Genomic DNA, 12,668 nt, shown 5'->3' on the forward strand with positions numbered 1-12,668 from the left:
GCCCGCAAGACGTGCCAATTCTGACTGCAGGCGAATGGAGGCCAAGCTTTGTTTGGGCCAAGGAGCGCTCGCGCGAGCAAACTGCTGCTAGAGTAGGAGCATCCGCGCGATCGGGCATGGCCCGGATTCTTTCACTTCAAGCATCGCCTGATGTGGTGAGCGGAAAAGGGAGGGAAGTGCCTGTCGCATCCCTCCCTGAGGTCTAGCGCTTGAGATCGAACGCGACCCTGTATCCTTCTTCATCACCGGTATTGCGCCGGATGACCAGTTCAAGGCGACCAGGTGAATTCTTCGTCACCTTGAACTTATCCAGCACCAGCATGCCGCCGTAATTCGTCCGAGGGTCGACGGTTGTCGTCTGGATCACTTCGTTTTGAATGGATCCCAGCGTTTGCTCGAGATTGTGGTTGATCCGAGACATCGTGTACGCTGCCCCGCCAATCGAAGCCGCCGTACCCACAGCCGCGGCTGTGTTGTCGCGAACGGTGGTCTGGGAATAATAGGACCCGAAGCGTGAGCGGCCGACAGTCGTATAGGTCCGGTTGGCATTTGCATTCGCCGCTACTGCCCCAAGCCCTCCAGCCATTGCCACCGCGAAGTTAGCCCAACCGGCCTTCCGCTTGGCGATCTTCTCCAGGTCATACGCGCTCATCACAACCAGAGGCTCGCCATCGAGGGTCGCTGTTATATTCTCGATGCCGAAGTTGATCCCCACGTCGCTTGCATTGGTGAAGGCGATGTTGAGGCGGACACGACCGTACATTTCCTCGGATTGGGTGACCATCACCCCGCCATTCTCGTCTGCCACGCTGACGGTCGGAATGCCCTGCAAATACCTTATCGACGCTCCGCCCTGAGGCAGCGGAGCGAACTCGTAGTCTTTCGCTGCTGCGATAGAAGACGTGGCAAGAAGCGCAAGCGCGGCTAGTGAAGTAAATTCATACCTCTTTACAAATCTCATGATTTTTCCCCGTTGAGTGACAGGGCCGATAAATAGACAAATGACAATATTTATTCGGCCTGTATGGGGATAAATCTGCTTTATTTCCTAATTAAATTCTAACAAAGTGGGGGAAAATCCATATATATCTGCACCTTATGGATATATCATGCGAGCGATCATTCCAGTCCTATGGGTGCAAAGCCTCGCCGATCTTGCTATCGTAGAGATTGCCTAGACGATGTTGGAAAGCCACTTTCGGTTGGCGCCAGCCAGTGGGCGGTGGGCTAGGGTGCTTGAGCAGGGCGACCATGAGTTCGGCTGCGAGAAGCAAGGTCTACTGTGCATGGGGTTGAATTGCTCCTTTGTCTGGAACCCAGCTTCCGGATCCACGGGGAGCATGCGCGATAACGCCACGTGTCGCGCAAGCGATGCATTTGGCGCTCCCCGGGCACTAGCACCAATCGCCTCCTCTTTTGGCGGAGGGGAAGCGAGCGAGGAGCAAGACTTTCGCCTCCGGCAGGTAAGAGAGGTACTACCCTTGGACATCGTGAGCAGGAAGGCTGGGCGCAGGCCTCATTGTGCCGATCATCGCATGCCTCACCTGGTCGACAAATCGATCTTTGCGGGAAAGAGTGAGGTCTTGCGCTGAGGGTTGCTGCTATGGCGTGAACCTAACCAGCCTTCGCCGACTATTCTCCTTGAGCGGTGGTCGGTGGGTTTACACGAAAATCTATCGTCTCGCTGAGCCTTGGAAGCAAAGTTGATTTGATGATAACGTGCGGTTGGGTACGACAGGTGTGCTAAGCGCATGGAAATGCGCTCCCAAGTCCCTAGAGGCGCCTGTCGTTCCTGTCGCATCAACCATGGGCGCGGAAATCCCTACTAGTCGCATGCAAAGATTGGTAAGGTTCTTAAGAAAATTCCGCTACATCCCTTGAAATCGATCCCTCGCTGAGATAGTCCGGCGACAGAATCAATCCGAAGGTAGTTTTATGCGCAAGTCTAATCTCCTCTCCATGGCAGCTGCGCTCAGCCTCGTTGCGGTGACGATAGGCAATGCTGATACAGTTCAGGCCCAGGTTCGCGCCAGTGAACCAGCTGCATATGAAAGTGAAATGGGAGGTTCGGCCGTTCTTGTCCTTCTTGCGGCTTTTGCAGCTGTCGGTCTTCTTGCCTCGCTTGCAGGCGGAGGCGACGACGGTGGCAGTGACGATCCGGTCAGCCCTTGATTTAAGGATCTACAGGATCTCTGGTCCGCTACGGAATATTAAACGCCCGGTTTTCCGGGCGTTTTTTTTGCTCGCGTTGAGGGGTAAAATATCTTGTCTCGCCTAAAAACAAAGCGGGAAGCCCAGATTTATTGCAAGCAAATCAGGAAATTTTATTGGGTGATTTCGGCATGATGAAGAGCGCATCCTTGCGCCTCTTAACCATGCCTCTTCAGCTCAATCCTGACCGGTCTAGATTTCTGCAGCGCGCGCAATGGCGATTGCCCCGGGGAATGAGACCCGATTACGTAAAATTAACCGACCCACGTTAATTCCTGATTTGGGAATTTGTGGAGACCTTAAATGACCGCCTTTAACTATGCGAAAGCACAAAAGTTCATGGCAACGTGCGCTCTTGCTGCTCTTGCTCTGAATTCGACCCCCGCAGCCGCTGCTGTACAGGGCTCTCAAGGTTCGACTTCGACAGGGTCGGTGTCGATCAATGCGTCCGTGCCTAACCGAGTCCGTATCTCGGGCCTTGATGATATCAGCCTTCTCAATCTTGACCCGTCAGTTGATGCATCGAGCAACCAGGATGTCTGCGTCTGGTCGAACACTTCGACGCGCGGCTATTCGATCACTGCCAGTGGTAGCGGTAGTGGTAATGCCTTTACGCTTGCGAGCGGTGCTTCCACCGTCCCCTATAGCGTGGAATGGGCAGGTAACGTCGGTCAGGCCAACGGGACGGCTCTTGTTGCGGGAGCGGCAGAGACAGGTCTGACTTCAACCGCCACCCATCAGCTGTGCAGCAGTGGGCCTGCAGGCTCGGCAAGCCTTATCGTCAAGTTGGCGAGCGCTGATCTTTCAGCGATGCAGGCTGGTCAGACCTATACCGGCACTCTGACGCTGCTGGTGCAGCCCGAATAAGTGGTAAATCGGGCCCGCCTTCAGAGTGGGCCCGATTTACCAAGTTTTAACCATAGTTCTTTATTTCTAAGGCATGGTGAATTCTGCCATCAGAAGGGCGATTAGCCTCATGGCAATGGTGGCACTGGGCCTCCAGCAGCCGGTCCATGCCCAAGGTAATGGCAATGGGATCAGCCGGGGCAATAACGACCGTGTGCGCATCACCGGTCTACAGGACGTGCAATTCGGAGCCTTTGGCTTGGGCGGGGATGCGGTCCAAAGCCAATCGGTCTGCGTTTTCAGCAGTAATCGGATCCCCGCCTACTCGGTGATCGCGCTTGGAACCGGACCAGGCTCTACCTTTGCTCTTGCGTCCGGGATCGACGCCATCAACTTTGATGTACTCTGGTCAGAATTCACGGGCCAAATGACTGGCGAAGAGCTTATGGCGGGCCAGCCGTCGCGAGACTTCATTTCAGCCGCCACGCACCATGCCTGCAACAATGGCCCCATGACGAGCGCCAGCCTGATTATAAGGGTGAGCGAAGCCGAAATTGCCAGCGCTAAGGCAGGAACTTACTCCGGAGCCCTCACACTCATCGTTTCGCCGAGTTGACTTGCGATGGCGGGGCTATCCAACCATCATAAGTCCGTGGCCGCGCTTTTTGCGCTATTAACCATGATGTTTGGGTACCCTTCGCCTGTATTCGCTTCATCCTTTCAAGTTACGGCTCCAGCAGGTTTTGAGGACCTGGAGGATGATCAGGAGCAAATCCTCGACGTCTACTTTGAGGGGCGCCTCATCGGGCTGTTCGAGGTGACGGTTAATCCTCAATGGGTGGTATTTTCAGACCCTGACCTTCTGCTCGCTCAATTGCCGGAGACGCTGAGGACCGACGACATCTCGCATGCGCTCAGATCGAGACTGCCGCGCAATCAGGACCGAGCATGTTCCACCCGTAATGTGGAGCAAACATGCGGCCTTCTAGAACCCGAGACTGTCGGCATCATCCACTATGCAGATCGCTTCGAAATTCATCTCTTCGTGAACTCGGAGTTGCGCCGAGAGTCGGCCGCACCGCTGTATCTTCCGGCGCCTGACAAGGATTTCGCGCTTGCCTCGACGATTAGCTTCCTGGCTTCGGGGTATGACGGAGGTGAAGTAGATTTTTCCGGAAACGCGGACACGATCGCGAGCGTTGGCGATATTCGTTTCCAGAATTCACTCGTATATTCAGATCGCGCTGGGCTTCAGGTCGAAGAGGCGCGAGGGGAAATCGATCAAAACGACGTAAGGTACTACGGAGGTCTTTTTTGGGCCCGCTCGTCTACTAATTTGCGTCGGGCTCGCGTTGCCGGCATTGGCATTTCAAGCCAGCTAGACACGAGATTGGATAGGGAAACGCTTATTGGCACGCCAATAAATATTTACCTGCGGTCTCGCGGGAGAGTTGAAGTTTCTCTCGGTGGACGAATTCTGTATGCTGCAAACCTTCCTGCTGGAAGTACGCAGATAGACACTGCTTCCTTCCCATCCGGTAATTACGAAATACAAATCGAAATAAGCGAGTCTGGAGCTCCGCCCAGACTCGAGCGACGATTTTTTAGCAAATCACGGAGTATTCCACCTCCCGACCACCCCTTTTTTTTCGCAGAGGCCGGATTGGAGGTCCCCTATCGCACGTCGTTGCTTAGGGGAGCTTCGCTGTCTGAAAAGCTCACGGCTCAGACCGGAGCAATTTTCCGATTGACCGAAAACTGGGCGCTGGGCGCCGGTGCCCAATACCAGGATAAGGACGCAGGGGGGCGAGTGATGATCGCCTATCTCGGGACCGAAATGTCTGGGGAAGCCGCAGTCGGAATGCAGGCGTCTGGGGCGCAGTCAGCCTCGATTTCTCTCGCCTCGATGAGGGGCGGCGCTTTCAATTACAGCTTCGATCTTCGACATGTCTCTGGATCAAGGGTGAGCGTCCGCAATGAGGCAGACCTTACTGGGGACTACACACAGGCTGGTGGATCCATAAGCTGGGTTGGCAAGAGGCTGAGGTTGGGGCTGCTAGGCAACTATCGCGACATGTCAAACAGCTACCAGTATGCTGTCACAGGCACGGCAAACTACGACATCGTTCGACGGAGCTATGCAATCGTAAGCTTGGTTGGGGAGTACTCAACTTCGTCATTCGGCGAAGCTTACTTTGTCGGGGTAAACCTGCGAATGTTTGGAAGCCGCGGAGGGGCTGGAGCTGCCGTAGGTTACCGAAGGCAGCCAGCTGATGATGAAGCTGGCATTTTCAGCGAGCATTATGTGAATGGGTCCCTCGGTCTTGGCGAAATTGGCCAAATCGAGGCACAGGCTGCCTTTGAGACAGGCCCCGGTCGAGATGCGCTGTCGACGGCGATGGAGTTCACCGGGCAGGGAGTATCTTTGCGAGCAGACGTGCTCCGAGCAGAAGAGCGCCGATCCAGTCGGACCCAGTTCGCTCTTGGCGGCGCCACCACATTGCTCCTGCATGGCGATCAGATAGCAAATACTGTGAGGGCAAGCCGAGAGAGTACATTGTTGCTTAATGTGAACGGTGCCCGGGAAGTTGATGAATTCGAAATATTGATCGATGGACAATCTAGAGGTTCCATTCAAGGAGGCGAACGCGCTACCCTAACCGTACCCAGCTACCGATCCTACGAGGTGCGGCTAAAGGCTCGGGCAAGCGGCCCGCTGCAAATTGAGAACGATGTGCGTAAGGTTTCTGTGTACCCAGGGAATATTCGGGAACTCAATTGGTCAGTTAAACGCCTCACAGCCATTGTCGGACAGCTAGTCACGGAAGATGGCACTCTATTAGCGAGGGCATTTATCCGATCGGGACGCGAGGTCGCGGTATCCGACGAAATGGGTTATTTCCAATTGGAAACGTCGCCGGGGCAGGACCTCGAAATAAGCGGCAGGGACGGCGCGCGTTATATCACGAAGGCGCCTGATTTTGAGCAATCTGAAGACCTTGCACGGGTCGGGAAGCTCGTCGTTCAGCAAGCAGAGGAAAAATCATGAAATTCAGGGCTAAAGCATTTGCGGCCATAGTATGCGCCTTATGGTCTGCGACGGCGTCGGCCAGCTTGGTTCTCGACAAGGTGATCATTGACCTCGAAGCGGACGGACCTGCACGGGGTGATATTGAGCTTCTCAACGATGGCGAAGAGCGAATGTACGTCGCAGTAGAGCCATTTGAGGTGCTGAATCCCGACACCGACTTTGAAAAGCGCGTCGAGCTTACTCTTGAGAAATCTGCGCCGATATTTGTGTCACCTCGGCGCCTTATCCTGGAGCCGGGAGAACGTCGGCTGCTGCGCATCGCTCTATTGGGCGAGCGTCCTGAAGTTGAACGGATTTTTCGTGTTCGAGTCCGGCCGGTTTCCGGAGATGTTGTGTCAGAAACTGACGGGCTTAAGGTCTTGGTAGGCTACGATACTTTGGTACTGCTTAGACCAGCTTTAGAAGCCGGTTCGGTAGTATCTGATCGGGAGAGTGGGAGTATTTCAGTCGAGAACCGTTCGAACTCGTCCGTAGAGTTTTTTGACGGAAAAGCATGCATCATCGTCACTCAGGAGTGTCGGACACTCGCTCCCAACAGGCTCTATCCGGGGGAGAAGTGGGTCTTCGAGGCCAAGGCTGACGAACAAGTTGAGTTTCTCCAAGCCAGAGGTCGACGCGTCGTTTCGGTCAAGTATTGATCACAGAACGTACTCTAGCCCGGTATCCCAGCTCGAGCTAATTGCGATCTAATCCTTTGATCATGTTTGTTGGTTAGCTTGGCTGCGAATAGGCCAATTAAACAAGCGCAGCTCGCGGGTTCTTCGAGACCCTTGTTCTTTCGTCAGAATAGCCGAGTTTTGTCTGGCGGGGGCGTAACTGAAGCGTCTACGGCCACTATAATTGAGATCTATCCGCCCGCTGACCTTGATTGAACTCGACAAATGCGGCCGCGAGCCGCGCATCAAACCTTCTTCAGTGATTTAGCTGATCGTACCTCACTAGCTCCGCGCACGCAGTTGAATCGCGTGTCCTTGATGCAACCCGGCTTTCAACGCTTTTAACTCAGCGAAAGGTTGTTCGGAACCTCCGTGCCGGGAGCGAGGAGTTCGAAGACCTAAGTAACGTTACATAGAGCTTTGGCACCATTTTTCTGGTAATCACCGATACGCTTTGGGAAGGCTATAAAATTGAGGACTTTCCAAAATGCAGTTAATCGGCAGCCCTCAGAGAGCATTCGCTATGCTGTTAATGATGTTCGGCGTTCACATGCACTCGCAACCCGCTCAAGCGTCGGAGAAGCAAAGTATGGCGCAGATTACTATTAGGGTTTCGGTGATGCCCCAGCGAGCCGAGCACTTGGAGCAACGAATCAGCCGGTTGGCCTCTCAAAATGACCTCCGCCAATTGTGTGCGAGCGCAAGCGACATTTCGCGAGTAGAGCTTACCGCACTCGACAGTCTAAACTTAAGAAAATTTAGCTCAGAAGAAGTATGCACAACAACACGAACTGAGCTGTTCTCAGGCGAATTTCCACATCCAAGCGAGGGGCCGCGAACAATCTTGGTAAGGCCAATCTGATGTTAAGGCGTCGGCAACCGTAAAATGACCCAAGCCATCTTGACCCAAAAGAGACAGTGCGAACAAATTGAAATCTCGGATTAGAGCCCCGCATGCTGATGAGCAGGGACGCAGGATTTGAATTATATTTGACAAAAAAGTGGTCGGGGAGAGAGGATTCGAACCTCCGGCCCCTGCCTCCCGAAGACAGTGCTCTACCAGGCTGAGCTACTCCCCGACCGGATGCTTGCGGGGCGGACCCCGCGAGGCAGAGGCGGCCCTATAGGTGTGGATTGCTGCACACGCAAGCAGGCATTTCGCGGAAAATCGGGATAGGGCTTCGGCCGTGTCCGACCAGCATTACGAACAGCAATATCTCGGCCTCATGCGCCGCATCTGGCGCGAGGGGGACGAGCGCCGCGACCGCACCGGCGTAGGCACGAGGTCCGTCTTCGGGGCCATGCTCCGTTTCGACCTTGCGGGCGGGGCCATGCCGCTCATCACGACCAAGCGGGTCTACTGGAAGACCGCCACGCGCGAGATGCTGTGGTTCCTCACCGGCGACACCAACATCCGACCGCTGGTGCTGCAGGGCGTGAAGATCTGGAACGAGTGGCCGCACGCGCGCTACGTCAAGGAGACGGGCGAGGAGATCGCGCTCGACGACTTCGTCCAGCGGATCGCCGATGACGAGGCGTTTGCCGCGCGCTGGGGCGATCTCGGTCCGGTCTACGGCAAGCAGTGGGTCGACTGGCCGACCTATCGCTATCGCAAGGACGGGCTCTACGAGAAGGGCGAGGGGATCAACCAAGTCGCCGAGGTGGTCGAATCGCTCAAAGCGAATCCGGGCAGCCGCCGCCACATCATCGAAGGCTGGAACGTGGCCGAACTCGATTCGATGGCGCTGCCCCCGTGCCACAAGACCTACCAGTTCCACGTCGCGGACGGGCGGCTCAACGGCCTGCTCTACCAGCGCAGCTGCGACGTCGCGCTCGGGCTGCCGTTCAACCTGTGGTCGGCGGCGCTGCTTCAGCGCATGCTGGCCGACCAAGCAGGACTCGAGCCGGGAGAATTCGTGTGGATGGGCGGCGATACGCACCTGTATCTCAACCACGCACACCTCGTTGAAGAACAGCTCGAGCGGGAACCGCAGGGTCATCCGACACTTGAGATTCTGCGGCGTCCGGCCTCTATCTTCGACTACCGCATTGAGGATTTCGCGGTTCACGACTACACGCCGCACGGGCCCATCAAGGCCCCCGTCGCGGTCTGAACCGGCACCATCTTGACCGTTTCTCCCGCGTGAAATAAAATAACGCGCAAGCGTAAGATTGCGTCTGGAGAGAGTCTATGGCCGACAGGCCCCCTGCCGAGGGTGACCGGACAGCAGCGAAAGCCGGCGACAACCGCCCCGCGCTTTCGCTCCATGTTCCCGAACCCAAGTTCCGTCCCGGTGATACGGTCGACTTCTCGCATATCGAAGTGCCGGAAGCAGGCGCGCAGCCGCGCCCCGACGAGACTACCGATCCCAAGGACATGCGCGATTTCGCCTATGGCTTGATCCGCGTGCTGGGCGACGACCACAAGGCGCACGGACCCTGGGACCCCAAGCTCGATCCCGAAACCCTGCGCACGATGCTCGGCCACATGGCCATGACCCGCGCGTTCGACGAACGGATGTTCCGCGGCCAGCGGCAGGGCAAGACCAGCTTCTACATGAAGTGCACCGGCGAGGAGGCTACCAGCGTGTCCGCCTCCATGGCGCTGGCGGGCGACGACATGATCTTCCCCAGCTACCGCCAGCAGGGCATCCTGATCCAGCGCGGCTACCCGATGATCGAGATGATCAACCAGATCTACTCGAACAAGGGCGACAAGCTGAAGGGCCGCCAGCTGCCGATCATGTATTCCAGCCGCGAGCACAGCTTCTTCTCGATCTCGGGCAATCTCGCCACGCAGACCCCGCAGGCGGTGGGCTGGGCGATGGCGAGCGCGATCAAGGGCGACAGCCGCATTGCCGCGACCTGGGTGGGCGAGGGCAGCACCGCGGAAGGCGACTTCCATTCCGCCTGCCTGTTCGCGACCGTCTACAACGCGCCGGTCATCCTCAACGTGGTCAACAACCAGTGGGCGATTTCCAGCTTCAGCGGCTTTGCGGGAGCCGAGCGTGCGACCTTTGCGGCGCGCGGCCTTGGGTATGGCATCGCCTCGCTGCGCGTCGACGGCAACGACCCGCTCGCCTGCTATGCGGCGGAACAGTGGGCCGCCACCCGCGCCCGCGCCAATGCCGGGCCGACCGTGATCGAGTTCTTCAGCTACCGCGCCGAAGGCCACTCCACCTCCGACGATCCCTCCGGCTATCGCAGCGCGCAGGAGCGTGACGAATGGCCGCTGGGCGATCCCGTCATGCGCCTCAAGAACCACCTCATCGCCATCGGCGAGTGGGACGAGGAGCGCCAGCAGGCCATGGACCTCGAAGCGGCGGAATACGTCAAGAAGACCACCAAGGAAGCGGAAGCCAACGGCATTCTCGGCCACGGCCTGCACCATCCTTTCCGCACCATGTTCGAGGACGTGTTCGAGGAACTGCCGTGGCACCTGCAGGAGCAGGCCGAACAGGCGATCCGCGAACGCGAGACCAAGTTTCCGGGAGGGCTCGACCTGTGAGCACCGCAACGAAAACGACCGATAGCGTAGCGACCGGCATCGAACGCCGCCTCAACATGATCGAGGCGATCAACGAAGCGCTCGACATCTCCATGGCGAAGGACCCCGATGTCGTCGTCATGGGCGAGGACGTGGGCTATTTCGGCGGCGTGTTCCGCTGCACGGCCGGCCTGCAGGAGAAATACGGCAAGACCCGCGTGTTCGACACGCCAATTTCCGAATGCGGCATCATCGCCGTGGCGGTGGGGATGGGGGCCTACGGCCTGCGTCCGGTGCCGGAAATCCAGTTCGCCGACTACATCTACCCCGGCCTCGACCAGCTGATCTCCGAAGCGGCGCGCCTGCGCTATCGCTCGGCGGGTGAATACATCGCTCCGATGACCGTGCGCAGCCCGTTCGGCGGCGGCATCTTCGGCGGCCAGACCCACAGCCAGAGCCCGGAAGCGATCTTCGCCCATGTGGCTGGCCTCAAGACGGTGATCCCCGCGACGCCCTATGACGCCAAGGGCCTGCTGATTTCCGCGATCGAGGACAACGACCCGGTCATCTTCTTCGAGCCCAAGCGCATCTACAATGGCCCGTTCTCCGGCTATTACGACAAGCCGGTGCAACCGTGGAAGAAGTTCGACGCCAGCATCGTGCCCGAAGGCCATTACAAGATCCCGCTCGGCAAGGCGCGTCTTGCCACCGAGGGCGAGGAACTGACAATCATCGCCTATGGCACCATGGTCCACGTGGTAGAGGCGGTCTGCGCCGAGAAGGGCGTGGAGGCCGATATCATCGACCTGCGCACCATCGTCCCGCTCGACATCGAGACGATCGAAGCCTCGGTGAAGAAGACCGGCCGCTGCCTGATCGTTCACGAAGCCACGCGCACTGCCGGTTTCGGCGCGGAACTCTCCGCGCTCGTCACCGAACGCTGCTTCTACCATCTCGAAGCGCCCGTCGAACGGGTCACCGGCTTCGACACGCCCTATCCCCACAGCCTCGAATGGGCCTACTTCCCCGGTCCTGTCCGTATCGGCGAGGCCCTCGACAAGATCCTGAGCGAGTAACGCGATGAGCAAGTTCACCTTCAATATGCCCGACATCGGCGAAGGCATCGCCGAGGCCGAGATCGTCCAGTGGCACAAGAAAGTCGGCGACCGCGTCCAGGAGGACGAGGAATTCGTCGACATGATGACCGACAAGGCCACCGTGCCGATGGAAAGTCCGGTCACCGGCACCATCGTCGAGGTCGCCGGCGAGGAAGGCGACATGGTCTCGATCGGCTCGATGCTGGTCGTGATCGAGGTCGAGGGTGAGATTCCCGAAGACGTCGCCGAAGAAGCGCCTGCTCCGGCACCTGCTCCGAAGGCGGAGAAGGTCGAGGAGCGGATCGAGGTCGAAACTTCTGATGCAAGCGATGCCGACGACGCGCTGGCCGCCGATCCGGCACCCGAACCGCTGCCCGCGCCGACCCCGGCGCCCGAGCCCAAGGCTCACGCCAAGGTCCTCGCCACCCCGGCCGTGCGCAAGCGCGCCAGGGACCTCGGCATCGACCTTGCGCAGGTGAAGCCTTCGGAAGAGGGCCGCATCCGTCACGGCGATCTCGACCAGTTCCTGTCCTACAACTCCGGCTATTCGCCTGCCGCGAAAACGCGCCAGGACGAGGAGAAGAAGGTCATCGGCATGCGTCGCCGCATCGCCGAGAACATGGCTGCATCGAAGCGCAACATCCCGCACTTCTCCTATGTCGAGGAGATGGACGTAACGGACCTTGAAACCCTGCGCGCCCAGCTCAACGCCAATCGCGGCGATCGTCCCAAGCTGACGATCCTGCCGCTGCTGATCACGGCGATCTGCAAGACGCTGCCCGACTTTCCGATGATCAACGCGCGCTACGATGACGAGGCGGGTGTGGTGACGCGGCACGGTTCGGTCAACATGGGCATGGCTGCACAGACCGATGCGGGCCTGATGGTCCCCGTTCTCCGCAATGCGCATGCGATGAACCTGTGGCAGCTCGCCAAGGAAATCTCGCGGCTTGCCGATGCAGCTCGCAGCGGCACGGCGAAGAAGGAAGAGATGGAGGGCGGCACGCTGACCGTCACTTCGCTCGGCCCCCTCGGCGGCGTGGCGACCACGCCGGTCATCAACCGCCCCGAAGTCGCGATCATCGGCCCGAACCGCATAATCGAGCGCCCGATGTACGTCTCCGACGGCATGGGCAGCGAGCGGATCGAGAAGCGCAAGCTGATGAACATCTCGATCAGCTGCGACCACCGCGTGGTCGACGGCTATGATGCCGCAAGCTTCATCCAGGCGCTGAAGAAGCTGATCGAGACGCCTGCGCTGATCCTCGTCGACTGACCTG

9 protein-coding genes and 1 tRNA gene are annotated in these 12,668 nt (G+C 58.1%); 8 read left to right on the top strand and 2 right to left on the bottom strand.

Annotated features, from left to right (window positions below):
* Positions 1 to 202: 202 nt before the first annotated feature.
* Positions 203 to 961 carry a DUF2815 family protein gene (locus LCL94_RS11540; RefSeq protein ID WP_224832326.1) on the bottom strand — a complete coding sequence of 253 codons (759 nt, stop codon included), beginning with the start codon at positions 959 to 961 and terminating at the stop codon, positions 203 to 205.
* Between the two features lie 1,553 nt (positions 962 to 2,514).
* On the opposite strand from LCL94_RS11540, the gene LCL94_RS11545 reads away from it, so the two are divergent.
* The 4 genes from LCL94_RS11545 (at position 2,515) to LCL94_RS11560 (ending at position 6,786) form a co-directional block, all read left to right on the top strand.
* The gene (locus LCL94_RS11545) at positions 2,515 to 3,078 is read left to right on the top strand and encodes a hypothetical protein (RefSeq protein WP_224832327.1); all 564 of its coding nucleotides are present in this window, start codon (positions 2,515 to 2,517) and stop codon (positions 3,076 to 3,078) included.
* Positions 3,079 to 3,187: 109 nt separating this feature from the next.
* Positions 3,188 to 3,673 carry a hypothetical protein gene (locus LCL94_RS11550; protein ID WP_224832328.1) on the top strand — a complete coding sequence of 162 codons (486 nt, stop codon included), beginning with the start codon at positions 3,188 to 3,190 and terminating at the stop codon, positions 3,671 to 3,673.
* Positions 3,674 to 3,709: 36 nt separating this feature from the next.
* The gene (locus LCL94_RS11555; RefSeq protein WP_224832329.1) at positions 3,710 to 6,106 is read left to right on the top strand and encodes a TcfC E-set like domain-containing protein; all 2,397 of its coding nucleotides are present in this window, start codon (positions 3,710 to 3,712) and stop codon (positions 6,104 to 6,106) included.
* On the top strand, positions 6,103 to 6,786 hold the full coding sequence (locus LCL94_RS11560) for a molecular chaperone (protein ID WP_224832330.1): 684 nt from the start codon (positions 6,103 to 6,105) through the stop codon (positions 6,784 to 6,786). The genes LCL94_RS11555 and LCL94_RS11560 overlap by 4 nt, the downstream gene beginning before the upstream one ends.
* 1,020 nt (positions 6,787 to 7,806) lie before the next feature.
* Here LCL94_RS11560 and LCL94_RS11565 read toward each other — a convergent pair.
* Positions 7,807 to 7,883 (bottom strand) — tRNA-Pro (locus tag LCL94_RS11565).
* 108 nt (positions 7,884 to 7,991) lie between these two features.
* On the opposite strand from LCL94_RS11565, the gene thyA reads away from it, so the two are divergent.
* From thyA to LCL94_RS11585, 4 genes are all read left to right on the top strand, one after another.
* Positions 7,992 to 8,918, top strand: coding sequence for a thymidylate synthase (gene thyA / locus LCL94_RS11570; RefSeq protein WP_224832331.1), 927 nt, complete (start codon positions 7,992 to 7,994; stop codon positions 8,916 to 8,918).
* Between the two features lie 77 nt (positions 8,919 to 8,995).
* The gene (locus LCL94_RS11575; RefSeq protein WP_224832332.1) at positions 8,996 to 10,312 is read left to right on the top strand and encodes a 3-methyl-2-oxobutanoate dehydrogenase (2-methylpropanoyl-transferring) subunit alpha; all 1,317 of its coding nucleotides are present in this window, start codon (positions 8,996 to 8,998) and stop codon (positions 10,310 to 10,312) included.
* Positions 10,313 to 10,368: 56 nt separating this feature from the next.
* The gene (locus LCL94_RS11580; RefSeq protein ID WP_224832712.1) at positions 10,369 to 11,367 is read left to right on the top strand and encodes an alpha-ketoacid dehydrogenase subunit beta; all 999 of its coding nucleotides are present in this window, start codon (positions 10,369 to 10,371) and stop codon (positions 11,365 to 11,367) included.
* Positions 11,368 to 11,371: 4 nt separating this feature from the next.
* The gene (locus LCL94_RS11585) at positions 11,372 to 12,664 is read left to right on the top strand and encodes a dihydrolipoamide acetyltransferase family protein (RefSeq protein ID WP_224832333.1); all 1,293 of its coding nucleotides are present in this window, start codon (positions 11,372 to 11,374) and stop codon (positions 12,662 to 12,664) included.
* Positions 12,665 to 12,668 lie beyond the last annotated feature (4 nt).

This window comes from Qipengyuania gaetbuli (assembly GCF_020171365.1).
GTDB classification, from domain to species: domain Bacteria; phylum Pseudomonadota; class Alphaproteobacteria; order Sphingomonadales; family Sphingomonadaceae; genus Qipengyuania; species Qipengyuania gaetbuli_B.

Bases quoted from the DNA above. Each gene is read 5' to 3' on its own strand.
- LCL94_RS11585 (WP_224832333.1), top strand. From the start codon at position 11,372: ATGAGCAAGTTCACCTTCAATATGCCCGACATCGGCGAAGGCATCGCC.
- LCL94_RS11550 (WP_224832328.1), top strand. From the start codon at position 3,188: ATGGCAATGGTGGCACTGGGCCTCCAGCAGCCGGTCCATGCCCAAGGT.
- LCL94_RS11560 (WP_224832330.1), top strand. From the start codon at position 6,103: ATGAAATTCAGGGCTAAAGCATTTGCGGCCATAGTATGCGCCTTATGG.
- LCL94_RS11545 (WP_224832327.1), top strand. From the start codon at position 2,515: ATGACCGCCTTTAACTATGCGAAAGCACAAAAGTTCATGGCAACGTGC.
- LCL94_RS11580 (WP_224832712.1), top strand. From the start codon at position 10,369: ATGATCGAGGCGATCAACGAAGCGCTCGACATCTCCATGGCGAAGGAC.
- LCL94_RS11540 (WP_224832326.1), bottom strand. From the start codon at position 961: ATGAGATTTGTAAAGAGGTATGAATTTACTTCACTAGCCGCGCTTGCG.
- LCL94_RS11575 (WP_224832332.1), top strand. From the start codon at position 8,996: ATGGCCGACAGGCCCCCTGCCGAGGGTGACCGGACAGCAGCGAAAGCC.